This window comes from Salipiger marinus (assembly GCF_900100085.1).
GTDB classification, from domain to species: Bacteria; Pseudomonadota; Alphaproteobacteria; order Rhodobacterales; family Rhodobacteraceae; genus Salipiger; species Salipiger marinus.
The window spans coordinates 196,750-220,134 of record NZ_FNEJ01000008.1 but is presented as its reverse complement, the minus strand read 5'-3'; the positions used below and the strand labels follow the sequence as shown (position 1 = coordinate 220,134).

The 23,385-nt window shown below is 63.8% G+C and carries 37 protein-coding genes and 1 tRNA gene; 25 read left to right on the top strand and 13 right to left on the bottom strand.

The window, feature by feature from the left end; translation table 11 throughout:
- Position 1: 1 nt before the first annotated feature.
- From BLR51_RS11415 to BLR51_RS11355, 13 genes are all read right to left on the bottom strand, one after another.
- Positions 2-262 (bottom strand): hypothetical protein, encoded by a 261-nt coding sequence (locus BLR51_RS11415; RefSeq protein ID WP_089846994.1) that lies wholly within the window; start codon positions 260-262, stop codon positions 2-4.
- Between the two features lie 62 nt (positions 263-324).
- Positions 325-879, bottom strand: coding sequence for a hypothetical protein (locus BLR51_RS11410; RefSeq protein WP_089846992.1), 555 nt, complete (start codon positions 877-879; stop codon positions 325-327).
- A complete protein-coding gene (locus tag BLR51_RS11405) occupies positions 872-1,201 on the bottom strand; it encodes a hypothetical protein (RefSeq protein ID WP_089846990.1) in 330 nt (109 codons plus the stop codon). Before BLR51_RS11405 ends, BLR51_RS11410 begins: the two co-directional genes overlap by 8 nt.
- Positions 1,201-2,061: a hypothetical protein gene (locus BLR51_RS11400; protein ID WP_089846988.1), complete on the bottom strand. Its 861-nt coding sequence runs from the start codon at positions 2,059-2,061 to the stop codon at positions 1,201-1,203. Before BLR51_RS11400 ends, BLR51_RS11405 begins: the two co-directional genes overlap by 1 nt.
- A gap of 15 nt (positions 2,062-2,076) precedes the next feature.
- Positions 2,077-2,604, bottom strand: a complete 528-nt coding sequence (locus BLR51_RS11395) for a hypothetical protein (protein WP_089846986.1) — start codon at positions 2,602-2,604, stop codon at positions 2,077-2,079.
- A gap of 10 nt (positions 2,605-2,614) precedes the next feature.
- On the bottom strand, positions 2,615-3,544 hold the full coding sequence (locus BLR51_RS11390) for a hypothetical protein (RefSeq protein WP_089846984.1): 930 nt from the start codon (positions 3,542-3,544) through the stop codon (positions 2,615-2,617).
- Complete coding sequence (locus tag BLR51_RS11385) at positions 3,541-3,735, bottom strand: hypothetical protein (protein ID WP_089846982.1); 195 nt, start codon at positions 3,733-3,735, stop codon at positions 3,541-3,543. Before BLR51_RS11385 ends, BLR51_RS11390 begins: the two co-directional genes overlap by 4 nt.
- Positions 3,732-4,349 (bottom strand): MarR family transcriptional regulator, encoded by a 618-nt coding sequence (locus BLR51_RS11380; RefSeq protein ID WP_089846980.1) that lies wholly within the window; start codon positions 4,347-4,349, stop codon positions 3,732-3,734. Before BLR51_RS11380 ends, BLR51_RS11385 begins: the two co-directional genes overlap by 4 nt.
- Entirely contained in the window at positions 4,346-5,041 is a 696-nt protein-coding gene (locus tag BLR51_RS11375) for a hypothetical protein (protein WP_089846978.1), read from the bottom strand. Before BLR51_RS11375 ends, BLR51_RS11380 begins: the two co-directional genes overlap by 4 nt.
- A 16-nt stretch (positions 5,042-5,057) precedes the next feature.
- Positions 5,058-5,483, bottom strand: a complete 426-nt coding sequence (locus BLR51_RS11370) for a RusA family crossover junction endodeoxyribonuclease (protein WP_089846976.1) — start codon at positions 5,481-5,483, stop codon at positions 5,058-5,060.
- Positions 5,483-5,983 carry a hypothetical protein gene (locus BLR51_RS11365; RefSeq protein ID WP_089846974.1) on the bottom strand — a complete coding sequence of 167 codons (501 nt, stop codon included), beginning with the start codon at positions 5,981-5,983 and terminating at the stop codon, positions 5,483-5,485. Before BLR51_RS11365 ends, BLR51_RS11370 begins: the two co-directional genes overlap by 1 nt.
- A gap of 76 nt (positions 5,984-6,059) precedes the next feature.
- Positions 6,060-6,536, bottom strand: coding sequence for a hypothetical protein (locus BLR51_RS11360; protein ID WP_089846972.1), 477 nt, complete (start codon positions 6,534-6,536; stop codon positions 6,060-6,062).
- 79 nt (positions 6,537-6,615) lie between these two features.
- Positions 6,616-6,846, bottom strand: coding sequence for a hypothetical protein (locus BLR51_RS11355; protein WP_089846970.1), 231 nt, complete (start codon positions 6,844-6,846; stop codon positions 6,616-6,618).
- Between the two features lie 98 nt (positions 6,847-6,944).
- On the opposite strand from BLR51_RS11355, the gene BLR51_RS11350 reads away from it, so the two are divergent.
- The 25 genes from BLR51_RS11350 to BLR51_RS11240 all read left to right on the top strand — a co-directional run bounded on the left by BLR51_RS11350 (position 6,945) and on the right by BLR51_RS11240 (position 23,061).
- The gene (locus BLR51_RS11350) at positions 6,945-7,595 is read left to right on the top strand and encodes an XRE family transcriptional regulator (RefSeq protein ID WP_242656715.1); all 651 of its coding nucleotides are present in this window, start codon (positions 6,945-6,947) and stop codon (positions 7,593-7,595) included.
- On the top strand, positions 7,592-7,813 hold the full coding sequence (locus BLR51_RS11345; protein WP_089846967.1) for a hypothetical protein: 222 nt from the start codon (positions 7,592-7,594) through the stop codon (positions 7,811-7,813). The genes BLR51_RS11350 and BLR51_RS11345 overlap by 4 nt, the downstream gene beginning before the upstream one ends.
- Before the next feature lie 533 nt (positions 7,814-8,346).
- On the top strand, positions 8,347-8,736 hold the full coding sequence (locus BLR51_RS27395) for a hypothetical protein (protein ID WP_131821811.1): 390 nt from the start codon (positions 8,347-8,349) through the stop codon (positions 8,734-8,736).
- A gap of 195 nt (positions 8,737-8,931) precedes the next feature.
- Complete coding sequence (locus tag BLR51_RS27155; protein WP_110506207.1) at positions 8,932-10,056, top strand: M10 family metallopeptidase C-terminal domain-containing protein; 1,125 nt, start codon at positions 8,932-8,934, stop codon at positions 10,054-10,056.
- Positions 10,057-10,311: 255 nt separating this feature from the next.
- Complete coding sequence (locus tag BLR51_RS11335; RefSeq protein ID WP_089846964.1) at positions 10,312-10,584, top strand: hypothetical protein; 273 nt, start codon at positions 10,312-10,314, stop codon at positions 10,582-10,584.
- Between the two features lie 129 nt (positions 10,585-10,713).
- On the top strand, positions 10,714-10,926 hold the full coding sequence (locus tag BLR51_RS11330; RefSeq protein WP_089846962.1) for a hypothetical protein: 213 nt from the start codon (positions 10,714-10,716) through the stop codon (positions 10,924-10,926).
- Positions 10,926-11,321, top strand: a complete 396-nt coding sequence (locus tag BLR51_RS11325) for a hypothetical protein (protein ID WP_089846960.1) — start codon at positions 10,926-10,928, stop codon at positions 11,319-11,321. Before BLR51_RS11330 ends, BLR51_RS11325 begins: the two co-directional genes overlap by 1 nt.
- Complete coding sequence (locus BLR51_RS11320) at positions 11,314-12,072, top strand: hypothetical protein (protein WP_089846959.1); 759 nt, start codon at positions 11,314-11,316, stop codon at positions 12,070-12,072. Before BLR51_RS11325 ends, BLR51_RS11320 begins: the two co-directional genes overlap by 8 nt.
- Positions 12,073-12,134: 62 nt before the next feature.
- On the top strand, positions 12,135-13,322 hold the full coding sequence (locus BLR51_RS11315; RefSeq protein WP_089846957.1) for a recombinase RecT: 1,188 nt from the start codon (positions 12,135-12,137) through the stop codon (positions 13,320-13,322).
- Positions 13,323-13,325: 3 nt separating this feature from the next.
- A complete protein-coding gene (locus BLR51_RS11310; RefSeq protein ID WP_089846955.1) occupies positions 13,326-13,562 on the top strand; it encodes a helix-turn-helix domain-containing protein in 237 nt (78 codons plus the stop codon).
- A 3-nt stretch (positions 13,563-13,565) separates the two neighbouring features.
- Positions 13,566-14,108, top strand: coding sequence for a hypothetical protein (locus tag BLR51_RS11305; RefSeq protein WP_089846953.1), 543 nt, complete (start codon positions 13,566-13,568; stop codon positions 14,106-14,108).
- Positions 14,105-14,485 carry an HNH endonuclease gene (locus BLR51_RS11300; RefSeq protein WP_089846951.1) on the top strand — a complete coding sequence of 127 codons (381 nt, stop codon included), beginning with the start codon at positions 14,105-14,107 and terminating at the stop codon, positions 14,483-14,485. The genes BLR51_RS11305 and BLR51_RS11300 overlap by 4 nt, the downstream gene beginning before the upstream one ends.
- Positions 14,482-14,694: a hypothetical protein gene (locus BLR51_RS11295; RefSeq protein ID WP_089846950.1), complete on the top strand. Its 213-nt coding sequence runs from the start codon at positions 14,482-14,484 to the stop codon at positions 14,692-14,694. The genes BLR51_RS11300 and BLR51_RS11295 overlap by 4 nt, the downstream gene beginning before the upstream one ends.
- Positions 14,695-14,839: 145 nt before the next feature.
- The gene (locus tag BLR51_RS27390) at positions 14,840-15,004 is read left to right on the top strand and encodes a hypothetical protein (RefSeq protein WP_165616807.1); all 165 of its coding nucleotides are present in this window, start codon (positions 14,840-14,842) and stop codon (positions 15,002-15,004) included.
- On the top strand, positions 15,001-16,047 hold the full coding sequence (locus tag BLR51_RS11290; protein ID WP_089846948.1) for a tyrosine-type recombinase/integrase: 1,047 nt from the start codon (positions 15,001-15,003) through the stop codon (positions 16,045-16,047). The genes BLR51_RS27390 and BLR51_RS11290 overlap by 4 nt, the downstream gene beginning before the upstream one ends.
- A gap of 88 nt (positions 16,048-16,135) precedes the next feature.
- Positions 16,136-16,209: transfer RNA gene (locus BLR51_RS11285), tRNA-Cys, on the top strand.
- Positions 16,210-16,479: 270 nt separating this feature from the next.
- On the top strand, positions 16,480-16,764 hold the full coding sequence (locus BLR51_RS11280) for a hypothetical protein (RefSeq protein WP_089846946.1): 285 nt from the start codon (positions 16,480-16,482) through the stop codon (positions 16,762-16,764).
- Positions 16,761-17,135 carry a response regulator gene (locus BLR51_RS11275; RefSeq protein WP_089846944.1) on the top strand — a complete coding sequence of 125 codons (375 nt, stop codon included), beginning with the start codon at positions 16,761-16,763 and terminating at the stop codon, positions 17,133-17,135. Before BLR51_RS11280 ends, BLR51_RS11275 begins: the two co-directional genes overlap by 4 nt.
- Positions 17,136-17,137: 2 nt before the next feature.
- Positions 17,138-19,294 (top strand): chemotaxis protein CheA, encoded by a 2,157-nt coding sequence (locus BLR51_RS11270; protein WP_089846942.1) that lies wholly within the window; start codon positions 17,138-17,140, stop codon positions 19,292-19,294.
- Positions 19,287-19,754: a chemotaxis protein CheW gene (locus BLR51_RS11265; protein WP_089846940.1), complete on the top strand. Its 468-nt coding sequence runs from the start codon at positions 19,287-19,289 to the stop codon at positions 19,752-19,754. Before BLR51_RS11270 ends, BLR51_RS11265 begins: the two co-directional genes overlap by 8 nt.
- On the top strand, positions 19,751-20,620 hold the full coding sequence (locus tag BLR51_RS11260) for a CheR family methyltransferase (protein ID WP_089846938.1): 870 nt from the start codon (positions 19,751-19,753) through the stop codon (positions 20,618-20,620). Before BLR51_RS11265 ends, BLR51_RS11260 begins: the two co-directional genes overlap by 4 nt.
- Positions 20,621-20,629: 9 nt before the next feature.
- The gene (locus BLR51_RS11255) at positions 20,630-21,016 is read left to right on the top strand and encodes a response regulator (RefSeq protein ID WP_089846935.1); all 387 of its coding nucleotides are present in this window, start codon (positions 20,630-20,632) and stop codon (positions 21,014-21,016) included.
- Positions 21,017-21,019: 3 nt separating this feature from the next.
- Positions 21,020-21,370 (top strand): DUF8776 family protein, encoded by a 351-nt coding sequence (locus tag BLR51_RS11250; protein WP_089846933.1) that lies wholly within the window; start codon positions 21,020-21,022, stop codon positions 21,368-21,370.
- Between the two features lie 123 nt (positions 21,371-21,493).
- Positions 21,494-22,540, top strand: coding sequence for a CheB methylesterase domain-containing protein (locus tag BLR51_RS11245; protein ID WP_089846931.1), 1,047 nt, complete (start codon positions 21,494-21,496; stop codon positions 22,538-22,540).
- On the top strand, positions 22,537-23,061 hold the full coding sequence (locus BLR51_RS11240) for a chemotaxis protein CheD (protein WP_089846930.1): 525 nt from the start codon (positions 22,537-22,539) through the stop codon (positions 23,059-23,061). The genes BLR51_RS11245 and BLR51_RS11240 overlap by 4 nt, the downstream gene beginning before the upstream one ends.
- The last annotated feature ends 324 nt before the right edge of the window (positions 23,062-23,385 follow it).

Genomic DNA, 23,385 nt, shown 5'->3' with positions numbered 1-23,385 from the left:
CTCACTCCCCCATGACAGCGACGGGCACCGGGATAACCGGCACCGGCGACAGACTGAGCCATTCAAGGAGCTCCGCGTGGGCGCCATCCGCGTCACGCGCCCAGAAGGCACCCTCGGTCAGGGCATGAAGCCGACCGTCCCCGGCCTGTGCGTAATGCGTGCCCTGAGAGGTGATGCCCGCATAGACATAGAGGCCGCCGCGCAGGTGGCGCAGCCGCTCGCCCATCACCGGGCGCAGGCTGGACAGGCGCTGATAGTGCATGGCTCGTTCTCCCTCTTCCTGCGCAGCATGGGGGGCGCCCGGCGGGTCACGCTGCGGATCGGTCATTTGTCGCCCATGCCATGCGCCCGCCGCCGCTCCAGCTCGGCGATGCGCGCGGCCAGCTTCCGGTCCTCGAGGTCGCGGGCATCCGTCACGGCGTCCGGATCCTCGATGGTGCCCGGCGGCGTCGCTTCGTCCTCTTTCCGCCACCGCTTGCGCTGCCGGTTGCGCAGCCAGATCTCAGCGGCGCGCACATCGGCGGGCAGCTGCGTCTTGGTCTGGGCCACCACCACCTCGCCCTCCTTGTTCTTGAAGGCCTTTTCGCTGACGACGGTGACGCCCTTGGCACGGTGATAGAGCGCGTGCGCCACATCGGCATCGGCGCGTTCGCCACCGGCAAGAATGGCCTCGGAGAAAGCGGTGTGGCGCCGCTTCCAGTCGTAGAACGTGTCGGGGTGGATCCCGAAGGCCGAAGCCAGTTGTTCGTCGTTGAGCCCGAGGAGGGTGAGGCGGAAGGCCTGCTCCGGCATCCAGCTTTCGTCATACGCGCACTTGCGCCCCGGGCCGGGTTCGCCATGGCCTACAAGCCAGCGGCCCTTTGCATCCCGATCAGCCATGGAGGAACCTCCGTAGGGCGACGGTGCCCTTGCGCCTGTCGGCTCTTACATGGCCGGTGGCATCGGTGATGACGGTGATCGGGATGTTGTCGCGATGATCGAAGACGACAAAGACCGGGCGCCCGTCGATGGTGGTAAGCCAGAGGCGCCGCCCCTTGCGGGACAGCCGGGTGCAGAAGGCAAAGGAGCTGCAGCCCGTGGTGATGCAGGCAATGGCCGTGGTCCAGAGCAGCGGCGCGGAGAAGTCCGGTCCGATGCGCTCGGCCACACGGGTCGAGAAATGCAGGTAGGCCCCGCGAAACTCCGCCGCCACCACCGCCATCACAGCACCAGCTGGCGGGCTTGGTCGGTAAGCACCCAGCCGCCGCCATGGCCCCGCTCCAGCATCTTGCGCCCGGTGAGGCTGCGCAGGACATTCGCCGCAGCGGCTTCCGAGATCCCGAGCCCGTCTCTCAGGGCGCGGGTGGCGGAGAGGTCGGCGGCGCGGTGCTGGATGATCCGCAGGGCGCCGAAATCCCGGGCCGTGATCCGCCCGGCCAGCACGTTGCGCGGCGCGTAGCCCCCAGAGGTGCGCGAGACGGTGTAGACGATCTGCCGACCGCCGGGCAAAGGCATCACCTGCTGCGAGGGCAGGAGATAGCCGGTCTCGGCGAAAAGCTGGACCGTTTCGACCACCGCGTTGAGGTCGGCGTTTCGGGTTCGATCATACCCGATCTGGCCGACATGGTAAATGGAAATGGCGCCTTCCTGGGCGGATCGGCACCACGTCAGAAGGTCATCAACCCCCGAGATGGTGGAGCGAAATGCCGAACGAATACCAGATGTGGTAGGTTTACGGTGGCTTTTCAGCACCGATACCCGCGCCTCCTCCAGCTTTTGCCGGGGCGCGGGCTTGGCACGGATGGTCTGCGCCCGCGCCTGCCCAAGGCCAGCGGTGATGCGGTTGAGCACGCGGTAGAGGTGGGGCTTGCGCCCCCTTCCCTGTTCGACCACCTCGATCTCCCCCAGCTCGACAAGCGCCTGCAGCGCCGCGAGGGCGTTGCGCTTGGTCGTCTTGGTGGCGGCCACGATCTGCGTCGTGCTGGCCCTCACCTGCGCCTCTGCATCTGCCTGGTCGGACAGCCAGTAGAGGGCGAGCGCCGCCACCCCCTTGGCCTCGGTCTTGTGGAGAGCTTCGATCATACCTGCCTCTTCTCGTTATTCGCCGGGGCCATCGGCCCGTGCGGCATCTGCTCTGGCGGCCTGCACCAGCGGGTTGGCGTTGCGGGCCGCGCGCAACACCTCCAGCCCCACGCTGTCGAGCGTGCGGAACGTGTGGGTGGGACGGGGAGCGTGCGCTTCGGCCTGTTCGGGGGCGCCGCCCTCGGCTTTGCGGGGCAGCACCTCCATGCGGCGCGGCGTGAAGCCTGCCCGGCGCAGCACCTCGTTGGCGGCGGCCTTTTCAGCCTCCGACCGGACGCGGGGCGGCTCGGGCGGCTGTAGATCCTTCTGACGCTCAGCGAGCTCATCCCGCACCGGCTGCAGCGCTGCGCGGGTCAGCGCCACGATGTCGCCCGGGGAGGGCCTGCGGCGCTGTTCCCGCTCCCAGCCGTCGAAGGCCCGCGACACGGCCCAGCGGGGGAAATCACGCAGGGCACGGGCAAAAGCCTCGAGGATTGCCACCCGGTCCTCGGCGGTCATGTCGGGCTCAAAATAGAGCTTCAGGCAGCGGCGGGCGCGGTCCATCGTGAACGCCTCATCCCCCGGCGAATGGATCGCTCGGGTCAGGGCCTCGATAGATTGTTCCTTCACCGACACGGCGGATGAGCTCGCGGGTTGCGGCATCTTCGCGACGGCGTTGCTCTGATCGGTCATGGCGGATTCCTTTCGGCTCTTTGCCGTCAAGGACGGCGGTGATGTAGGGGATGGGGTCTTCGGTTCCGGCCCGCTGGGCCTGCTCCAGCGCCTGCAGGATCGCGATGGCCTGCGAGGTCTTGAACCAGCGCCCGATGATGCTGCCGGGGTTCTTCACGCCCTTCGAGGCGAGGAACTGCTTGCCGACGCGCCAGACGGCGGTGGTCACCACCGAAATCTCGACCGGCTGGCAGGCCTCCGGCGGCGGCGCGTCAGCGCCCTCCGAAGGAGGAGTATTTGTTAGATCTTGTTCTTTAGTGGGTTGGTCGGTGGGTTGCTGCGCGGGTTGGGGCTGGGTTTCTCCTTGGGTTGGCTCTTGGGTTGCGCTTTGGGTTGGGTCGCCCGGCCTGTTCTGATATTCGTCGTATTTACAGATGGTTATCGTAGTCCTTGCTTGGGTTGCCCGCTTGGTTTTGCCTTGGGTTGGGGGTTGGGTTGCACCTTGGGTTGATCCTTGGGTTACTTGGTGGGTTGGAGTTCGGGTGATTGCGCCAGCCTGTTCGAGGGCGTCGAGAAAGGTGCGCAGCGCCTGCCGCCCCATGCCCGTCGCCTCCTCCATCTGCCGCTGCGAGACGCAGAGCTGCCCACGCTCCAGCGTCACCACGTCACCGGCCACCACGAAGCGGACGGGCTTCCACGCGGCCATGTGCAGCATCCAGGTCCACACACCGACCCGCTGCGCGCTGCCCTGAAAGATCGGGTGCTTCCACATCTTCCGGTAGCTGCAGACCCAGCCGTTCAGGGTCTCGTTGGCGGTCTCCTGCTGCGTCATGATCCCCTCCGGGCCATCGCATAGGTCAGGCCTTTGGCGATGCGTGCGCGCAGGTTGACGCCCGAGGTCGACTTGGAAGCCCTGCACGGGCACGGCTCGAGCGAGACGACGAGGCCATGCACCTCGTCCTCGGGAATGCGGATCACCACAAAGCCACCCTCGCGGGTGATGCTGCCTTTCTGATCAGTCATGCTCTGCCTTTCTTCAGGGCCGCCTCGAGGGCGGTCAGGCGGCGGATACGGCCAGACCCGGGTGCCGCCCGCAAAGCGGCGCAGGCGGCGGAAACGGTCAGGCCGTGGCGGTTCAGGATGTCCTGCAGATCGCGGAGGTGATCGTGCCGGGACCAGTAGAGTTCCGGCTCGCCCGAGGTATCGACGCGGGCAGCCTCAAGGACGGCACGGACGTGCCGGGAGGTGAGCGCACCGGGATCGGGGGCGACCGGGGGCGGATCGGGCGGCGCGGGTGCGGGGCGGCTCTCCATCCGTGTCGGCGCGGGCACTGGCTCGTCGGTCTCCAGCAGGACCGGCCCCGGCACAGGGGGTGGCTGCGACGGCGGGGCGAGCTCATAAACGCTGGCCCGGGCCCCTGCCCCCTTGGACCGCAGGATGACATGGCCCGCGTCCTGCAGGCGCCGCAGCGCGTCGGACACGCCCTGAGGCGACAGCCCCGCCATCTCGCCCAGCTCGCGCAGGGACAGCGCACAGCGGGCGTTGTGGTCCGCGTGCAGCGCCATGACGACGAGCACGAACCGGGGCGCGGTCGGCACATCGGCGCGAAGCGCATGATGCAGCACAAGCGGGCTCACAGCAGCACCCCCTGTCCGTTGCCAGCATCCCGGTAAAGACGGCTGCGGATCCATGTCCCGCGATCAGGCGCAGGCCGGTTCCGGTCCCAGACGAACCAAGAATTGCGCTGGGGCGGCGAGCCGCCGCCGCGAAAGTCGATCTTCCAGCAGCACAGGTATTCGATGGACGGCGGATTCTCCTCAAGCAGCGCGTCAAAGCCGTTGATCCGCGCCGCCGCCCAGTCCGCGTTCAGCAGATAGGCCACATATCCAGCCCCCAGCGCGAGGCTGTGGGACAGCCAGCGGCCATGCCCGTCCCGCGCGTTGATCTGGTTGTAAGGCGGGTTGCTGATGATGACCGGCGCGGGGGCGGTGTCGAAATCATAAAAGCTGCGCAGGATCGTGCCGGGATAACCCCGGTCGACAACATCCGAGCCGACGACATCAAAGCCCGCCCGCTTCAGCTCGCCAGCCATATGCCCGCCGCCCACGGCATTTTCCCAGACGGTGCGACCGTGACTTCTGATCGCCGACAACTCGCGCGCCAGGAATGCCCTGGTCGCATCCGGCGGTGTCGGGTCATAGTCGAGCGGGTCACGCGCCGCGTCGGGCCTGCGCTGCTCCGGCAGGCCGCCGATCAGCACCTGCGCAGGGTGGACAGCCCGCTTCGGCTTGGTGGCCCGGAACAGGCTTTTGGCGGAGGGAGCGTTCATATCTCTGCCCTCCACCCTAGCTTGCGGGCTGGCAGCTGTTGGCAAGCTGCTCGACGCGCACAAAGGTCTCCGCCCGAGCCCCCCAACGTTTCACGCAGCGCTCATCCGCGACCTGGCAGTCGTCTGCCCACGCGATGCGGTTCAGACCGTCCTTGATCGCCTTTAGCAGGTTGTCGGCGTCGGGCTTCTGGATGTGATAGGCGCCGTCAGCACCGGCCTTGCGCGCCTTGGTCCACGACTTCGGTATCTCGAAGACCGCAACCACACGCAGCAGGACCGGCCCCTCGAAAGGAACCGAAAATGCAGGCCGCGCGATCTGCGTAACCTTGCTTTCAAAGCTGACGGTCGCGGCGGGCGTGTAGACACGGGCGCGCCCCGCGACCGCGACCGCTTTTGGCCGCTCCTTGGCGAAGGGTTTGCCGGGGATGGTGAACTGGACCATCACTCAAAATCCGACGGGCTCGGCAGACCCCTCGGCCCTTCATCGTCGTCATCCGCCCCGTTGAGCCAGTCGCCCTGATCGGGCTCCGGCTCCGCTGGCGTGCGCTCGCCCATGAAATCGTCACTGTCGATCATCACGATCTGGACCATGCTGCCGACATGCTCACCAAGGACGGTGCGATTGTGCTCAATGTTGGCGCAGGTGATCTTGGCCTCGATCCCCTTCTCGCCCTTGATCTTCACCTCACCCAGCGAGACGACGGCATGATCAAACTCGTGCCGCGTCACCTCGCGCACCGCCGCGCGGACGATGCTCTTGGCCGCAAGCTCGAGGCCGTTGATGATTTCGGCCTGCTCGGCTTCGGTGCAGAGCGGCCAACTGGTTTTCATGGTCTGGATGCGCTGCAGCATCGCATCCCGGCAGTCACCGAACAGCGTGTCGAGCTGCATCTCGGGCTCCTGCCCTTCCATGTCGTGTTCGAAATCGGCGCGTGCGTTCATGGTTGCCTCAGATCAGGAAAGCCGCTGATCCCCGCGGCCGGGCGCTTCGTCGGAAAAGGGAATGGAGCGGGGCCGGTCATATGCATCCCCTGTGCGGAATGACGGTCGCGTCGGGCAGCAGGTCGATGTCGCGGATCGCGGCCTCTGCCGCTCGCACGATGTCGACCAATTCCTGCCGCGCGTTCTGACGGCTCCCGCCATGCGGCAGGAGGTTCAGGGCAGAGACGCCCTCGGCAGCCTCCTTCACCAGCGCCGCGACATGCTCCCATGTCTCGCGCGGCTCGTCGTCCGACCGGATCGCGTGAAACGTCCCGCCAGCCAGCGCGGCGAAATGCTCGGCGAGGACGGCAGCGGAGCCGGAGTTGATCCGGGCCAGCGTATCGACATAGTTGATGCCAAGCCCGCCCGCGCGCTTGCCCTTGGGGATCTCGGTATGCTCGGAGAGCGTGGACTGGGCCAACCCAAGGTCAGCCGCAGCGCTCTGAATGCCCCCCGCAGCCTCATAGGCGCGCTCGACGACGCTCTGGATCGTTTCCTTTGGGGTGTTCCTCATTCCGAAAAGTCTCCGGCAGTCTTCGGTTGGTGTTGCAGCCGCACCGCGCCATCTTGGGCGCATGGAACAGGACCAAAATTCAGGCAGCACCTTCGAGCGGCGGCATGAAATCTGCAGGGGCGAGCTTCACGCCCTTCTCCCGCGCGAGCTCCATGAGCCGGGGCACATGTCGGTAAGGCACCAGACCGTTCGTGCCGCCGCGCTCACGCGGCGCCTGCCACATCGAGACGCGTGTACGGTGGATGCCGATTGCTGCGGCCACCGCAGTCGGGCCGCCGAGGGCCGTGATGATGCTGCTTGCAGGTTCCATACTGCAGTCGTAGCGATTTCAGCTACACATCGCAAGCCGCGATGTAGCGATTTTCGTTACAGATGCTAAACGCCAGCCCAGATATGCTGTTCGCTGACATGCTGACGCGAACGCCCATCTCCACGCCGCTTAACGTGTGGCTTCTTCAGGCCTTGGAGCATTCCGGGCTCAGCCAGTCTGCGCTTGCAGAGCGGCTTGATGCGGTCGTGCAGAAGAAGGTGGATCGCTCGACCATCAACAAGATGGTGCTCGGGAAGCGCTCGATCTCGGCGGAAGAGCTGCTGCGAATCTCGGAAATCACCGGCTTCGACGTCCCAGGCGAGGCACCGCTGACGCCCACCATCGCCATCGCGGGCAAGGTTGGCGCAGGGGCTCAGGTGCCGGTTTTCGACGTCTACCCCAAGGGTGCCGGGCCGCAGGTCGAATGTCCGCCCGGCTTGTCGCCTCACGGTGTGGTCGCCGTCCAGATCGAGGGTGACAGCATGGAGCCCGTGTTCAGCGCGGGCGATCTGCTGTTTTACACCCGCCATACTCATGAAGGCGTCCCCGCCGATGTGGTCGGCCACCGCTGCGTGGTCGAGGACGAGGATGGTATGGGCTGGGTCAAGCAGGTAAAGGCGGGCGACGAGCCGGGCCTCTTTCACCTGATTTCCCTGAACCCCGGCGCCAACACGATGTGGAACAAGCGCCTGAGATGGGCCGCACGCGTGCGGCTACACTGGCCAGCGGAGCTTGCGAGGACGGTGTGACACCCGAAGAGGAAGTCATCCAGCTTGAACTGGAACTCATAAGGACGCGGCGCGCCGCGGTCGGAATGATTGTCGGAATCATCACAGGTATCACCTCAGACATCGAAACCCGCGCCGAAATCGGACAAAGCTTCATCGAAGGCGCCAAAGATGCTAATAGCGAGGCGCAACAGCTGGCACGCATGGTGGCGGACGCCCTTACGACGAGAGCGATTTAGGTGTCGTTCAAAATCCCTTTCACAGTGTCTCCGTCAGCTGGGCTAACAACAGACCCCAGCATTGCTGAAGAGTTTGCAACTGGAGGCGCTAATCCTTCAGGGCTAATTGCCGAGTTTGACGGTCAAAAGCTGGAATTTTCTGGAGGACTCAGGCATCATCACGTCTCGGAGTATGGTGCTGAAGCTCGTGGAAACGTACTACACGAATCTGAAGTGCTTTATGAAGGACGAATTCCTGTAGGAACTATCGAACGAATTTAAGAAGCGCCTACATATAGAGGACCAGCCTACGGAAAATAAGCTAGAAAAAGACATCGCAAACTTTTTCATGCTATTAGGATTGTGATGATTTTCACTGGCCTGCTCTTTTCCAACCCTTTATCATGCTGTGATGTTAATATGTCAAAATGTTGCCAGACTTGTTGCGTCAGGTCAACGAAATCAGATCAGGCTCTGGACCTTCGGCCACAACTCGGATTAAACTTTCAGAGGACTGGCGGTGAAAGTTTTCATTTTTGAAGGAAACAAGGTTGTTGCTTAAACTAACCGTTGCTGGAGCAACCGTTGCGACTGCATTTTTTGCTATTTCTATCCTTTGGGTGGGATCTGGTATTGTTCGCCTAGGTGACGAAATTACCTTAGGTATTGACCAAGAATGGGAAACGGTTTGCCTAACTAGTCAGTATGAAATTCCAGACATTGCACTCGACCGCGTTTTGGGGATGCAATGCTGGGATGGATTAGAAGCACCACAAAATACTATTTTTGTAACCTACAGCCAACCTGGCGGCACCTGTGTGCTTCAGAAAGCGCAAGGCCAGTTCTTGACTGATGGAAACTCAGAAACGCGGTGCTACAGCCGATCTGACGTTGAAGGATCGCGCCTTGTCAAGACAAACGGTGTATTCGAATTTGAGGAGTAGATAGATGTCTGAAAAAATACGAAAAATTTATAATAGATTTAACTCCAACGGTGGTCCTCTAGCTTCGGTGAGCTTTTTTTCGGGGTTGGATCAGCTTGGGCAGAGGGCACAAACATGGAAAATAGTTTCTTGATACAGACACGGAAGGTGAAGCCTGTGCGATGCATCACTTGTGGAAGTTGAGGAAGAGCACCCATGATTACAGTCACCTTGCGGTTACCAGACTTGCCGTCCGACTCATACTATGAGTGGCAAGGCACCAGCGGCGATGATGCGATCACAGGGTTCAGCGGTCAGACCAACTGGCTTTTTGGTAACGACGGCGAAGACTTTCTGTCCTCCGGACGTGGTGAAGAGCGCGATCTTCTCTTTGGCGGCAATGGAAGCGACACCTTGAAAGGTGGTCTAGGCGGAGACAGGCTGGACGGCGGGTTGGGGTCTGACCTTATGATGGGCGGACGCGAGGACGACGTGTATTACGTTGACGATTCTGGCGATGTGGTCGTTGAAAGAGCCGCTTGGTTGCCCGTTTTGGGAGGAGATGTTGTTTTCTCATCCGTGGACTTCGATTTTAGTGGGCTGGCCATCGAACGACTGGCACTAACCGGGTCGGCTATTTTCGGAACGGGGAACCGATTTTCAAATTTGATCGTAGGCGGCGATGCTGACAACATACTCGACGGTGGTCATGGTATCGACACGCTGAGAGGCGGCGATGGCGATGACACCTACATCCTGCGTCACGCGCAGGATACGGCTACAGAGCCGGGGATATCGCCGAATCTGAAATTCCTCGAAGCAACGCTGCACGGCCACGACACGGTTCTGGCCCACAACAGCTATCGCCTGATGCTCGGGATCGAGGATATCTTCCTCCAGGAGGTTGTCGGCAAGACCGGTGAACTGGTGGGCGGCCTCACCGCGTTCGGCAATAACCTCGACAATCTGGTGGTCGGAAATTCCACCGACAACAACATCAGCGGGCGTACCGGGAACGACACCCTGACCGGCGGCGGCGGGGCGGACGATTTCATCTTCGCCGACGAACTCGGCGCGCGACACGCCGACGTCATCACCGACTTCACCCCCGGCGAGGACCGCATCGTGATCAGCGGCGCGCGGGTCGACATGGACAGCGGCGCGCCCGATGCCGACGCCTTCCATCTCGGCGCCGAGGCCACGACCGCCAACCACCGTCTGCTTTTCGATGGCACGACGCTGCGCTATGACGCAGACGGCACCGGGGCTTCCGCCGCGCTCGACATTGCATATCTCGAGAACGCGCCCTTGCTGACGGCGGACGATTTCTTCATCACCTGACACTCGGAACGCGCGCCCCGCGGGGTTTTGCGTACCAAGTCTCCAACCCCGGCCCTCGTGCCGGGCTTTTTCATGTCCGCAGCGCTCAGCTAGGCGCAGACATCCGAAGGCCGAGTCGCACTGCATTCGGATTGTAGCGATTAAAGCTACATTTTTCATTGCATGTAGTAGCGATTTTCGCTACGTCTTTCTTGTCACCTGTCGATCTCCTGCCCCTGCAGGGCATCGGCCCACCGGACAGAGAAGGAGCCCCCAATGAATCCCTTCGACTTTCAGCAGAGACTTCTGACGCCCGAGCAGGCGCTCGCTCAGTCGGCGGCCAAGGTTGCCGCCAACCGCGCGCGGGCAGCCCGCCTCGGCAGTTATCGCGACCGGCTGACCACCGCCGCGCGCCGTCATCTTGGCGCGGGCGGCTGCTCCGGCGATCTGTGCCGGAACTGCAGCGGCACCGGCGAGGAGCCCCAGAGCTGGCAGAACGAGGACGCGGGCGGATCCTGCAGCGTGTGCCTCGGTCGGGGGATGCGCTGATGGACTGGCTCCAGACCGCAGCCACCATCGCCGGTGCTGCGGCTCTGGGCGGCGCTGCGCTTGGCATCATCACCGAAATCGTCCGCGCGCTGCAGGCGCCGGGCCCGTTCTGACGGAAGGAGACAGACCATGTCCAAGGTTTCCCTGCTGGACCTGCCCATCACCACCTTCACGCCCGATCAGGAGGGGCAGCCGCATCTGGCCTTCATCGACCGGCCCGGGCGGCTCCCGATCTACTTTCGCGGCAAGACCTCGATGCAGGCGCACATGAAGGCTGTGAGCTGGCGCGAGGAGGAGGCCGCGAAGGGCAATCTCAAGACGCCCGAGGAGCTGGCAGGCTGATGCCGATCCGCCAGCCCACCCGCGACCCGCTGAAATGGTGGCGCTTCGCGCTCATGGACCCCCGCACCGCGCGCCACGACGCGGACCCGCAGGCCGGGTTCTATGTGCGGCGCGCCGTCAGGGGCGGCCCCCTGCTGCCGGTCGAGGTTCGGCTGGTGCAGGAGATCGACCCCGCCACCGGCGAGCTGACCGCAGACGAGCGGCTTGAGGCCGAGGAGCTGGGCCGCAGGATCGACCCCTTCCGCATCTGGACGCATCTGCGCCCGGTGCCGGTGGAAGAATTCGAGGCGCTGGTCGAGCGCCACCGCGTCGATGAGCGCATGGCGGCAACGCATGTCGCCTTCGACCTTGCTGCAACCCCGATGAGACCCACGAAAGGAGTGCGCTATGCCTGATGGACAGTTTGCACCGATTGGACATAACTCCCCTCCCCCCTATCGCGCCGAGATCCTTGAGGCGCATCAGAAGAAGGCCGCAGAATTTCTGGACGCCGCAGGCGATTGGCTGGATCTCAAGGAGATCGGCAACCCCGAGCAGGCGTCGGAGCTGAACGACTTCATCGCGGGCGTCAAGAAGGTCGGCAAGGCGGTCGACGAGGACCGCAAGACGGACAAGAAACCGCATGACGACGCGGGCAAGAAGGTTCAGGCCGCCTATTCGCCGATCCTCGACAAGATGCGGCTCGCCATCGACCGCGTCATGCCGATGCAGACGCGCTGGCTGACCAAGGTCGAAGCCGAACGGCAGGCCGAAGCCGCCCGCAAGCGGGCCGAGGCCGAAGCCGCCGCGCGTGAAGCCGAGGAGGCCGCAGCAAAGGCCGCTGCCCGCAACGACATTTCGGGCGAGGTTGATGCCGAGGCGGCGCAGAAGCGCGCCAAGGAGCTGCAGAAGGACGCCGCCCGCGCCGCCAAGTCCAAGGCGAATGTGAAAAGCGCCACCGGCGGCGCCCGCACCGCGAGCCTGCGCACCACATGGCGCGCCAAGATTACCAACCTGCGCATCGCCTTCATGCAGTTTGCCGACGAGCCCGAGCTGCAGGAGCTGCTGGTGAAGCTGGCAGAGCGCCGCGCCCGCGCCAGCGATTTCGACCCGGAAGCCGAGAAGATCCCCGGCTTCGACCTGACGCCGGTCAAGTCCGCCGTCTGATCCACGCCCCGGTCCCCGGGGCCGGGCGCCCCCTTACCCCCATGACAGCAAGGAACGTCTGAATGTCCACCTCCATCGCCAAGATGCACCTCCGGCAGGTTCCCAACGTGCAGGGCCTGCTGATCAACGAGAACGCGCGCAGCCAGCTTGCCGCCGTCGCGGCCCGGCACATGAACCCCGAACGCCTGATGCGCGTGACCGCCAACGCGATCCGCACCACGCCCAAGCTGCAGGACTGCGAGCCCCTGTCGTTTCTGGGCGCGCTGATGCAGTGCGCGGCCCTTGGGCTGGAGCCCAACACCGTGCTCGGCCATGCCTACCTGATCCCCTTCGACAAGAACGTGAAGGACGAGGCGACCGGACGCTGGAACAAGGTTCCGCAGGTGCAGCTTGTCGTCGGCTACAAGGGGCTGATCGACCTCGCCCGCCGCTCGGGCCACATCACCAGCATTTCGGCCAATATCCATTACTCGGATGACGAGCTATGGGATTATGAGGAGGGCACCGAGGCGCGCCTGCGCCACCGTCCCGGCCCGCAGGACGGCGACAAGCTGCACGCCTATGCCATCGCCAAGTTCACCGATGGCGGCCACGCCTATGTGGTCCTGCCATGGGCGCAGGTGGTCAAGATCCGCGACGGCTCGCAGGGCTACCAGAGCGCCAAGAAGTTCGGGAAGCTCGACAGCAACCCGTGGGCGACCCACGAGGACGCCATGGCGAAAAAGACCGCCATCCGCGCCCTGTCCAAATACCTGCCCCTCTCTGTCGAATTTTCCGACGCGGTTCAGATTGACCATGATGGCGGCGCACAGGTCGATTACGCGGGCTTCGCCATGAACCCCGACGGCGGCGCCACCATCGAGGGCGAGTTTGTCGAAGGCGAGGCCGACGCGCCGGAGGCACAGGACGAGCCAGAGCCAGAGCCGGAACGCAAGCCCGCGCCCAAGGCCAAGGAGCCGCAGAAACCGCGCGAGCGCACCGATTACACCTCGGCGCCCGCCGAGGAGACCAAGGCGGCGGAGCAGCCCAAGAGCCAGCCCCAGACCACCACCGCGTCAGCACCCGCGGCGGAGGCCGATCCGAAGCACGTCAAGGTGTTCGAGCAGATCGAGAATGACCTCACCGATGGCGCGCCCCCGGCGGGCGTCCGCAAGTTCTATGGCGACAAGCTCGCCACCATGGAGGCCGAGGCGCCCGATCTCTTCGCCAAGGTCAACGCCCTGATGCAGCAGCATGAGGCGGAGGCCTGATCCATGCGGACCCTCGATATTTTCGGAAGCAACCTGCGCGAGATGATCGACCGCAAGCACGGCGGCAACGTCTCCGCCGCCGCGCGCGAGCTGCCGGTCAACCGGACGCAGCTGAACCGCTACCTCGAGCGCCAGAGCTGGCCCCGCCCCGATGTGCTCGAACGCATCTGCACGCATTTCGGCGTCGATGGCCGGGTGCTGCTGCAGCCCCTCAAGGACTTCGAGAAAGAAGGCGCCTGATCCATGCGCGAACACGATCTCATCCGCTGTTACTTCAATGGCTCGGCGCTGGTGCCGGACGGCAACTTTGCCACTGCAGCGCTGAATGACCGCCTTGGCGCGGGTGAGGTCGTGTTTGTGGATCTCGACCCGGAACGCAGCGCCAAGAGCCACAAGCACGCCTTCGCCTTCGTGCGCACCGCATGGCTCAACCTGCCCGACCAGCTCAAGGATGCACCCTATGCCGGAAGCCCGGATCACCTGCGCAAGCACGCGCTGATCGCGACCGGCTTCCGCAATGTCGAGATGATGCCCTGCGATACCGCCGCGCGGGCCGAATGCGCCGCCCAAATGATGGGCCGCATTGCCCGCAACCTCGATGGCTATGCCGTCACGGTTGTGGACGGGCGCGTGGCCTACTGCCTGACCGCAGAAAGCCAGAGCCTGAAGGCTATGGGCGGCAGGCGCTTTCAGGACTCCAAGCAGGCCATTCTGGACTGGCTGGCCGACTTGCTGGGGGTCACGCCCGACGATCTGGCCCGTATGGGCCGGAAGGAGGCCGCATGAGCCGCAGCACCGATGAATGGATCGCGGCCCATCCCGACCAGAAGATCCCGAACCGCGTGCGGCTCCGCGTCTTCGAACGCTTCGGCGGCATCTGTCAGGAGACGGGCCGCAGGATCGGCCCTGCGGATCAGTGGGACTGCGACCACGAGACCGCGCTCTGCAACGGGGGCGAGCACCGCGAAAGCAACCTCCGCCCCGTGCTCCGCGCGGCGCACCGCAAAAAGACCGTCAAGGACGTGGCCCAGAAAGCCAAGGACCGCCGTGTGCGGAGCAAGCACCTCGGCATCAGACCAAGGACCGCGAACGCGCTGCCCGGATCGAAGGGCAGCAAATGGAAACGCCGCGTCGACGGCACCGTCATCAGGAGGGACCAGTGACCCAGAAGAGCCCCACCCCCACGCCCCTGCCGCAGGACATGACCAGCTACCAGAGCGGCCAGCGTCTCCGGACATGGCTGGACCAGCGCACGCGGCGCGAGCCCCTGCCCATTGAGATGACCGGTATCGTCATCATCACCCTCGCCTTTGCCATTGCGACCCTTGTGCTGGTGCTGATCGCGGGTGCGGTCTGCGAAGGCCCCTCGTGAGCCGTCGGCGCTTCAGGAGCGACTGGTGGATCCTGCCCCTCCTCATCGGCGGCGCCTCGATCTGGGGCGCGGTCGCCAAATGGGTGCTGCCATGAGCAGCGCCGATCCCGAAACCCAACCCAAAGCCCGCAGGAGGCCGAACAAGATGGCACACCGTTTCAGCCTGACCGAAAAGCAGGTCCGCGACCTCATAGCGATGACACCGCCGGGATATGTCCCAAGCGTCACCTTGGCCTTTACCCGCGCCGACGAGACGGCGCAGGCTGGATCCCAGTCCTCCGCCAACCCGGCAGACCTCATCGAGCCATGACCAAGGGAAAAGATCTGCCGAGCTACATCCACCGCCGCAAGCGGGATGGCGTGCTGTTGTTCCGCAAGCGGTATGCTGGCAAGATTGTCGAAGTCAGGCTGGAGACGCAATTCGCCGAAGGCGAGCCTGTCCCCTTCGCCCTGCATCAGGAGCGCGAGCGTCTGCTGAACGCCCCGACCCCGGTGCGCGGCGGCGGAGATGTGGCCGCCGTCATTCGCGCCTATCGGGCCGCCTCCAAATACCGCGACCTGAAACGCCGCACCCGCGACGATTACGAACGGCACCTGCCCTATTTCGAGCAGAAGCTGGGGCACCTCGCGCCGCGCCAGATCGAGCGGCACCATGTCATCGCCTGGCGGGATGCCTGGGCAAAGCAGACCAGCCCGCATTTTGCCAATTATCGTCTGCGCGTCATGTCGATCGTGATGGAGCATGCCAAAGACATGGGCCTGCTGCGCAAGTCGGAGGAGAACCCGGCGAAAGGCATCAAGTCGCTGAAATACGAAAAGCAGGACCGCGAGCCGTGGCCCGAGGCCAAGATCGCGGCCTTCCGCAGCGCCTATGCCTATGGCACGCGCGAGCGCACGCTGTTCGAGCTGCTGCTTGGCACCGGCCAGCGCATCGGCGACGTGCTGCGCATGCAGTGGGGCCACATCACCGATGACACGATCCTGCTGCGGCAGGGCAAGACCGGCACGCGGCTGGAGATCCCGGTGACCCAGCATCTGGCCACCGCCCTTGCCGCCACGGAGCGGCGCAGCCTGTTCATCCTGACCAAGGACATGAGCAAGGCCAAACGCCCCGGCCAGTGGGAATACCGCGGCGCCGCAGACGCGATGCGCGCCGCGCGCGTGGCCATCGGCGCCGAGGCCTATGACCTGCACGGGCTGCGCTATACGGCAGCCTCAGAGCTGCTGCTGGCGGGCTGCGATGACGAGCTGATCGCGTCGGTCACCGGCCAGAGCGCGGCGATGGTGCGCCATTACACCCGGCACATCCGCCAGCGCGTGCGAGCCAGACAGGCGCAAGAGAAAAGAACATGAACGGAACGCGAATGTGTGGCAGGTTGTGTGGCAGAGGGTCTTGCGCCGCGCAGACCGATAGGCTAAACGCCTGACACCACATCGGAACGGCGAGTTGGCGGAGTGGTGACGCAGCGGATTGCAAATCCGTGTACAGGAGTTCGATTCTCCTACTCGCCTCCATATGTTTCAGGGCCTTCCTTGGTTTCGGCCTGACCCTCCCCCTCTTTGTTGTCGATGTCTCCGGAAGCCCTCGGGCTTTGTCCGGAGCGTTGCGCCGCCTGCAGGCCCGCTGTGGCCCCTGCCCCGCGGCACCGTCGCAAATGCGGTCCAGAATCCCGTCGCGCCAGAACGCTTTGTTAATTCACCGCGCGTATCACTCTGAGGCAACCGGGCGGCCCGAGGTTGCGCCGGGCCCCCGCAGAGTGACGCTAAAAAGGTGCCCCACCCGCGATGACCGATCTTCAACTTCATGTTCTCGAACCCGCGCGCAACCGGAACGGCGAGGATGCGCTTGTGCCTTTCCTGCTCGGCGCCCGCCACATGCCGATCCGCATTTCAGCACGGGAAGTTGCCCGGCTCGATTCCCACCGCCTGCAGCTGCTGCTTGTGGCCCAGAAGCAATGGGCGCTGGAGCAGGTTCCCTTCCAGCTCGTCGAGACGAGCGCAACCTTCCGCGCCGGGCTCGAAAGGCTCGGCGTTGCCCCCGACCATTTCGACAAGGACGCGATGCAATGACGACGAAAGTGCTCGCCATCGACGATTCCCGGACGATCCGGAACCTGCTTCGGGTTTCGCTGGAAGGTGCCGGTTTCGAATATCATTCGGCCTGTGATGGGGTCGAAGGCGTGGAGCAGTTTTCCGAGGTGGAGCCCGATGTGGTCATCACGGACATCAACATGCCCAATATGGACGGGTTCGGGGTGATCGAGACCCTGCGCAGCGGCCCGAATCGCACGACGGTGCCGATCATCGTGCTGACCACGGAAAGCGGCGCCGATCTCAAGGCCCGCGCCAGAGCGGCCGGAGCCACCGGCTGGATCGTGAAACCCTTCGACGACGCTTCGCTGGTTTCCGTGCTGCGCCGCCTGACCGGCCATATGGTGTAGCCATGTCAAGGAACGCGATCCGGGACACCTTCTTCGAGGAATGCGAAGAACTTCTAGAAGCGCTGGTCGAAGGCCTCTCGGCGATGGAGGAAGACGCCGGGAACATGGACGTGGTCAACGCGGTGTTCCGGGCTGTCCACTCGATCAAGGGAGGGGCTGGCGCCTTCGCGCTTGGCCGTCTGGTCAGCTTTGCCCATACCTTCGAAACCGTGATGGACAAGGTGCGGTCACAGGAGCTGATGGTGGACGAGGCGCTGATGCGGCTGTTTCACCGCTCCGGCGACCAGCTTGCCGATCTGGTGGAAGCGGCGCGCGACGAACGAGACCCGAATGCCGAAGCCGAAGCGACGATCCTGCGCGAACTGGAGGCCTATCTGGGCGAGGAAGAGCAGGGCGGCGACGAGGATTTCAGCTTTGATGCGCTGTCTTTGGATTTCGGTACGTCCGCAGACAGCGAGCAGAGCCCGGAATACCCGGAAACACCGCCCAGCGCGCTGCGCCAGTTCGACATCCGGTTCAAACCCAGCCGCGCTCTTTACGCCAACGGGCACGAGCCGCTGCTGCTTTTCGATGCGCTGGCGGAGCTTGGCACGCTGACGGTTCAGGCGGATCTGTCTTTTCTTCCCGATTTCGACGCGTTCGACCCCAATGACGCCGTGCTGGCCTGGCAGCTGCAGCTGGAAACGGCCGAGCCCGAAACCGTTCTACACGAGATATTCGAGTTCGTGGAATCGCTTTGCGAGCTCGATATGTCCGTGACCGAAGAGTCCGACACGCCGGATTTCGACATGGAAACGGTGACGGAAACTGCCGTGATGAAGCCGCCGCCCGCCACGCTCGTCAAATCCGCGAAGGTCGCCTCGGTAATGCCGGGCGCCGGATCAGACGGCCCGCCCAGTCCGCGCACCGCCGCCGCCTCCAAGGAAGAGCCGCGCGGGCCCCGCCCCACCCTGCGCGTCGATCTGGAACGCGTGGACAGGCTCATCAACACGGTGGGCGAGCTGATCATCAACCAGGCCATGATCTCGCAACGGATCGAAGAACTGGAACTGCCCGCGGTCGCCCATCTGACCAACGAGCTTGAGGCCTACAAGCTGCTCGCGCGCGACATTCAGGAAGGCGTGATGGCCATCCGCGCCCAGCCGGCCAAGCCGCTGTTCCAGCGCATGTCGCGGATCGTGCGTGAGGCGTCGGAGGCCACCGGCAAAAAAGCCCGGCTTGTCACCGTCGGCGATTCCACCGAGGTGGACAAGACCGTCATCGAACGCCTGGCCGATCCGCTGACCCATATGGTGCGAAACGCGGTGGATCACGGGCTTGAAAAGCCCGAAAAGCGGACCGAAGCGGGCAAGGATACCATCGGCACGATCCGGCTTTCCGCCTCTCACCGGTCCGGAAGCGTCTTCATCGAGATTGCCGATGATGGCGCCGGGCTGAACCGCGCGCGCATCCTCGAAAAGGCCATCGAAAAGGGTCTGGTGGTGCCAGAGGCCGAACTGTCCGAGGCAGAGATCGACAACCTGCTGTTCCTGCCGGGCTTTTCGACGGCAAGCGAGGTGTCGAACCTCTCGGGCCGTGGCGTCGGGATGGATGTCGTCAAAAATGCTGTGGCCGCGCTGGGCGGCAGGGTGTCCATTACCTCCAGTCCCGGGGCGGGCACGACCTTCACCATTGTCCTGCCGCTGACTCTTGCGGTGATGGACGGGTTCGTCATCTCGGTCGCCGATCAGACCATGGTCATTCCGATTGCGTCGATCATCGAAACCATCCGCCCCAACCGCCGGGACCTGCATTCCATCGGCACAAAGGGCTTCGTGATCTCCGTGCGCGGCGCCTATGTTCCAATCGTCGACGTGGCCAGGAACCTCGGCTTGGCTCCCGGTGCCCAGGATCCGGGCAATGGCGTGCTGCTTCTGGTCAGCACGGAATCGCAAGGTCTCACCGCGCTCCGGGTGGAAGCGATCCATGATCAGCGCCAGGTCGTGATCAAGAGCCTGGAAAGCAATTACGGCGCCATTCCCGGCGTCTCCGCCGCCACCATTCTTGGCGACGGCAAGATCGCCCTCATCCTCGATCCCCAAGAACTCGTGAAACTTCAGCCCGCCGCCCCCTATTTCGCTGCGGTCACCTCCCCCAGAATGGAACTTCGCCATGCTTGATGTCCTCGAAGGCCCGACGGAAACACAGTTCGAATTCATCACCTTCTCCGCAGGCAATCAGAGCTTCTGCCTCGAGATCACCCAGATCCGAGAGATCCGCCGCTGGACCCCAGTGACGAAGCTTCCCCACACGCCCGAAGACGTGCTGGGGGTGATGAACCTGCGCGGCGCCGTCATCCCGATCTTTGATCTTTCGGCCCGCTTTGGCCTTGGCAAGACGGTGGACAACGAGCGCAACGTGGTCATCGTCGCCGCCGCGGGTGGCACCACCGTCGGGCTTCTGGTCGAGTCGGTCTCGGAGATTTTGTCGGTCAACAAATCCTCCATTCAGGAGACACCCGACATCAAATCGGAAGCCGCCCGCCAGGCCATTCTTGGCGTCATTTCGGTTGGAGAGTCGATGGTGCGGGTCGTCAATCTGGATGCCGTGCTGGACACTGACGGGGGCATGGTCGCATGACACTGTCGCCGCTCGAGGCGGGCCCGCGCGAATTCACCTTCACCGATGATGACTTCCGCAATCTCGCCAAGCTCGCCCGCGCGGAATTCGGTCTGAGCCTTGCGGACAGCAAGAAGCCCTTGGTGTATTCGCGTCTGGCCCGGCGTCTGCGTGCGCGCAATGTCGCCTCGTTTCGTGACTACATGACCCTGCTGGCCGCGGAGGCCGAGGGCGAAGAACGGCTTGAACTCGTCTCTGCCCTGACCACGAATGTCACCAGCTTCTTTCGGGAAAAGCACCACTTCGACTCGCTCCAGTCGGAGCTTCTGCCACAATTCTCTCAGCAGAGACGCGTGCGCATCTGGTCGGCCGGCTGCTCTTCCGGACAGGAAGCGTTTTCCACCGCCATGACTCTGCTCGCGGCATTCCCGGATGCAGCCCGCCGGGACATGCGTATCCTCGCCACGGATATCGATCCGGCCATTGTACGCAAGGCACGGGCGGCCCGCTATCCTCTGGAAGAACGGGCGGCGATTCCGGCGGCCCTGCAGTCCCGTTGGACGGTAACACGGGAGACCGATCCCGGGTTTTTCGAAATGGCGCCGGACGTCAAGGCGCTGGTGACCTTCGGCGAACTGAATCTCGTTGAACCCTGGCCTTTCAGGGGGCCCTTCGACGCAATCTTCTGCCGCAATGTCGCGATCTATTTCGACCAAGAGACCCAACAGACCCTCTGGGCCAATCTTGCCAGGATGCTCCGGGAGGGCGGCCTGCTGTTTATCGGCCATTCCGAACGAGTCTCCGGCCCCGCCACATCGGACCTCGCGACTGCGGGCGTGACAACCTACCGAAAGCGACCGGGCCGCGACAGGCCGGCCACGAACTAGGAGACAATTATGAGCCTGAAAGATTCCCTCCGCATCATGGTGGTCGACGACATGGCAACCAGCCGTGGCCTCATCACACAGGCGCTCGACGAGATCGGTATCTCGAACTACGTCACCGAAAACGACGGAGCCAAGGCGCTCGCCCGCCTCTCTGCCAACCCCGTGCATCTCGTTCTGTCCGACTTCAACATGCCCAACATGGACGGGCTGGGCCTGCTCAAGGCGGTTCGCCAGAACAAGGCGACCCAACGGATGGGCTTTATCCTCGTCACCGGCAAGCCGACCCCGGAAATGGTGGCAGAGGCGAAGCAGCTTGGCCTGAACAACATGATCAAGAAGCCGTTTACCTCGCTGTCGCTCAAAGCCTGCATCGAAAGCGTGGTGGGAAAGCTTTAGGCCATGTCCATGCGCATCCTGACTCCCGGCGAAGCGACCTGGCTCCTGTCGCGAGAGATCCGCCATTTGCAGAACCGGCTGGAGCGGCTCGAGCATGGCATGGAGCATATCTATGCCAGAGAAGATGCGACTTTGGGCGCCGTCGCGATCACCGCGTTTCAGGAACTGGACATGCTGGCGCAGTCGACCGATGCCCTGGCCGCCTATGTGGAACGGCTGGCCCGCAAACTCGATGATCCCACCGGGCTGGACCTCGCCGAGGCGCTCGCCGCCATCCCTCTGCGCGAACTGGCGCTACGGCTGAGCGGTCAGGATTCAGATCAGCTTGTCGCCAATGCCCCTGAACTGTTCTGACAGCCTCGGAACCTTCTCCAGCGGGTCCACCCGCCGCAGCGCCAAGAGCAGACCATCGCGAAAAGCAAGACAGATCGGCACGTGCAGCAGCGCGGGCGGAAACCACCAGAAAGGAGCTGGACGATGTCGCGCATCACTCTAGTCATAGCACATCCGGACAGGGCATTCCGGCACCGTCTCGCTTCTGAAATCGCACCGTCGAGCTTTGTCGAGGTGATGGCAGAAACCACGGATCTCATGACCACCTACACGGTCGTGGAAGAGCGTGAGCCCATGGCGGTACTGATTGCCGAGCGTCTGGCGCTGATGCCGGAATTCGAGGTGATGCGGGCGCTTTTTTCGGCGCTGGACGTGCGCTGGCTGGTCATCAAGACCCGCAGCGAGGCGGAAGCCGCAAGGGAAGCTTCGCCCTGGAACCGAAAATCCGATCTGTTTGCGATCGATCCGGACACCCCGGCGCAGATCCTCGTGGATATGCTGCGAAGTGTGACCCGCACCGCGCGCCGGAATGCGCAGACCATCAGAAGCCAGCCCGTGGCCCCCAGAAGCCCTGCAGGGGTACCTCGCTCCGACCGGTTCATCCTGCTGGGTGCCTCGACCGGTGGCGTTGATGCCCTTCTGACGGTCCTGTCACATTTTCCCTCGGATTGCCCCCCCACGTTCATTGTGCAGCATACCGGAGGGGGATTTGGCGACAGCCTGACGCGCCTGCTCGACCGTCAATGCGCGGCCACGGTGCGCGCTGCGCGCGATGGCGACACGGTGCGGCCTGGCGAAGTGGTGATAGCGGCAGGCAGCCGCGCCCATCTGATGCTGGGCGGCGGCCATCCCATGCGCATCGTGCTGCGCAGCGGCGAACCGGTCTCGGGTCATATGCCCTCGGTGGATGTTCTGTTTTCTTCGGCGGTCCCTGGGGCCGGACGCGCGGTGGCGGCATTGCTTACCGGAATGGGCCGGGACGGTGCACAGGGGCTCAAGGAACTGCGCGACGCCGGGGCAACTACCTTTGCGCAGGATGAAGCCACGTCCATTGTCTATGGCATGCCCCGCGCGGCGGTTCAGCTGGGGGCAGCGCAAAGCTGTCTGCCCCTTGCCGAGATCGGACCAGCGGTGCTGCGCGCCTGCGAGGCGCCAAAATCTTCCCCCAGTGCAAGGATCATCGCAAAATGATCGAGTCCGGCGAAAAGCTCGTGAACGTGATCCAGGGAGAATACAAAATCTCCCGAAACCCGGGGGAGGTTCTGTCGACGGTGCTGGGATCCTGCGCAGCCGTATGCCTGTGTGATCCGGAAGCGCGGGTCGGCGGCATGAACCATTTCCTGTTGCCGCAGAGATCCGGAAAAGAGGGGGAAAACGTGCGTTATGGCGCATATTCCATGGAACTGCTCATCAACGGCATGCTGAAACATGGCGCGCGCAAGAACCGCCTCATCGCCAAGCTGTTTGGTGGTGCCAACATGATCAGCCAGCTGCGGGATATTGGCAGTGACAACGTGGCTTTTGCGAAGGAGTTTCTTCAGAACGAGTCGATTCCGCTCGCTTCGGCCAGCACGGGAGGAAGCTCCGCCCGCCGCATCCGGTTCTGGCCCACCGATGGGCGCGTGCGCCAGTTCATCGTCCCCGGCGAACTGGAACGGGTCGCGCCGATTGCCCCACCCAAACCAGCGGAGACCGAAATCATCCTGTTCTGACCTCAGATCACTTCCCCCGGCCTGCCATAGGGCGGCGTGTGCCCTGCAAAGCTCTTCACCGGCATGAGGGGCAACGAGACTGCCGCCGACGTTCACGCCTTTCACCGGGTCGCCCACCATGGGCTGCGCCTTCGCGATACAAGACAAGCGGCTTCACCATCGGAACAGCCGCAGGTTTCGCTCATGCGTTGATCTGGCACGTCCTCTGGTTAGGCTCGATGCAAGCTGCGACGCTGAACGCCAGAGCAGACCGAGCCTGCACAGGCAGGACGAGGGACTGAAGTTATTTGCAGGCGATCCCGTTGCGGCACACCCCGGGCCGGA

Coding starts and splice junctions, on each gene's coding strand:
- BLR51_RS11265 (WP_089846940.1), top strand. CDS start 19,287: ATGCTTGATGTCCTCGAAGGCCCGACGGAAACACAGTTCGAATTCATC.
- BLR51_RS11385 (WP_089846982.1), bottom strand. CDS start 3,735: ATGACTGATCAGAAAGGCAGCATCACCCGCGAGGGTGGCTTTGTGGTG.
- BLR51_RS11275 (WP_089846944.1), top strand. CDS start 16,761: ATGACGACGAAAGTGCTCGCCATCGACGATTCCCGGACGATCCGGAAC.
- BLR51_RS27155 (WP_110506207.1), top strand. CDS start 8,932: ATGATTACAGTCACCTTGCGGTTACCAGACTTGCCGTCCGACTCATAC.
- BLR51_RS11410 (WP_089846992.1), bottom strand. CDS start 879: ATGGCTGATCGGGATGCAAAGGGCCGCTGGCTTGTAGGCCATGGCGAA.
- BLR51_RS11325 (WP_089846960.1), top strand. CDS start 10,926: ATGCCGATCCGCCAGCCCACCCGCGACCCGCTGAAATGGTGGCGCTTC.
- BLR51_RS27390 (WP_165616807.1), top strand. CDS start 14,840: ATGGCACACCGTTTCAGCCTGACCGAAAAGCAGGTCCGCGACCTCATA.
- BLR51_RS11365 (WP_089846974.1), bottom strand. CDS start 5,983: ATGAACGCACGCGCCGATTTCGAACACGACATGGAAGGGCAGGAGCCC.
- BLR51_RS11390 (WP_089846984.1), bottom strand. CDS start 3,544: ATGACGCAGCAGGAGACCGCCAACGAGACCCTGAACGGCTGGGTCTGC.
- BLR51_RS11355 (WP_089846970.1), bottom strand. CDS start 6,846: ATGGAACCTGCAAGCAGCATCATCACGGCCCTCGGCGGCCCGACTGCG.
- BLR51_RS11400 (WP_089846988.1), bottom strand. CDS start 2,061: ATGATCGAAGCTCTCCACAAGACCGAGGCCAAGGGGGTGGCGGCGCTC.
- BLR51_RS11405 (WP_089846990.1), bottom strand. CDS start 1,201: ATGGCGGTGGTGGCGGCGGAGTTTCGCGGGGCCTACCTGCATTTCTCG.
- BLR51_RS11280 (WP_089846946.1), top strand. CDS start 16,480: ATGACCGATCTTCAACTTCATGTTCTCGAACCCGCGCGCAACCGGAAC.
- BLR51_RS11315 (WP_089846957.1), top strand. CDS start 12,135: ATGTCCACCTCCATCGCCAAGATGCACCTCCGGCAGGTTCCCAACGTG.
- BLR51_RS11310 (WP_089846955.1), top strand. CDS start 13,326: ATGCGGACCCTCGATATTTTCGGAAGCAACCTGCGCGAGATGATCGAC.
- BLR51_RS11320 (WP_089846959.1), top strand. CDS start 11,314: ATGCCTGATGGACAGTTTGCACCGATTGGACATAACTCCCCTCCCCCC.
- BLR51_RS11350 (WP_242656715.1), top strand. CDS start 6,945: ATGCTGACGCGAACGCCCATCTCCACGCCGCTTAACGTGTGGCTTCTT.
- BLR51_RS11260 (WP_089846938.1), top strand. CDS start 19,751: ATGACACTGTCGCCGCTCGAGGCGGGCCCGCGCGAATTCACCTTCACC.
- BLR51_RS11270 (WP_089846942.1), top strand. CDS start 17,138: ATGTCAAGGAACGCGATCCGGGACACCTTCTTCGAGGAATGCGAAGAA.
- BLR51_RS11255 (WP_089846935.1), top strand. CDS start 20,630: ATGAGCCTGAAAGATTCCCTCCGCATCATGGTGGTCGACGACATGGCA.
- BLR51_RS11240 (WP_089846930.1), top strand. CDS start 22,537: ATGATCGAGTCCGGCGAAAAGCTCGTGAACGTGATCCAGGGAGAATAC.
- BLR51_RS11305 (WP_089846953.1), top strand. CDS start 13,566: ATGCGCGAACACGATCTCATCCGCTGTTACTTCAATGGCTCGGCGCTG.
- BLR51_RS11395 (WP_089846986.1), bottom strand. CDS start 2,604: ATGGACCGCGCCCGCCGCTGCCTGAAGCTCTATTTTGAGCCCGACATG.
- BLR51_RS11360 (WP_089846972.1), bottom strand. CDS start 6,536: ATGAGGAACACCCCAAAGGAAACGATCCAGAGCGTCGTCGAGCGCGCC.
- BLR51_RS11335 (WP_089846964.1), top strand. CDS start 10,312: ATGAATCCCTTCGACTTTCAGCAGAGACTTCTGACGCCCGAGCAGGCG.
- BLR51_RS11300 (WP_089846951.1), top strand. CDS start 14,105: ATGAGCCGCAGCACCGATGAATGGATCGCGGCCCATCCCGACCAGAAG.
- BLR51_RS11250 (WP_089846933.1), top strand. CDS start 21,020: ATGTCCATGCGCATCCTGACTCCCGGCGAAGCGACCTGGCTCCTGTCG.
- BLR51_RS11330 (WP_089846962.1), top strand. CDS start 10,714: ATGTCCAAGGTTTCCCTGCTGGACCTGCCCATCACCACCTTCACGCCC.
- BLR51_RS11290 (WP_089846948.1), top strand. CDS start 15,001: ATGACCAAGGGAAAAGATCTGCCGAGCTACATCCACCGCCGCAAGCGG.
- BLR51_RS11370 (WP_089846976.1), bottom strand. CDS start 5,483: ATGGTCCAGTTCACCATCCCCGGCAAACCCTTCGCCAAGGAGCGGCCA.
- BLR51_RS11375 (WP_089846978.1), bottom strand. CDS start 5,041: ATGAACGCTCCCTCCGCCAAAAGCCTGTTCCGGGCCACCAAGCCGAAG.
- BLR51_RS11245 (WP_089846931.1), top strand. CDS start 21,494: ATGTCGCGCATCACTCTAGTCATAGCACATCCGGACAGGGCATTCCGG.
- BLR51_RS11415 (WP_089846994.1), bottom strand. CDS start 262: ATGCACTATCAGCGCCTGTCCAGCCTGCGCCCGGTGATGGGCGAGCGG.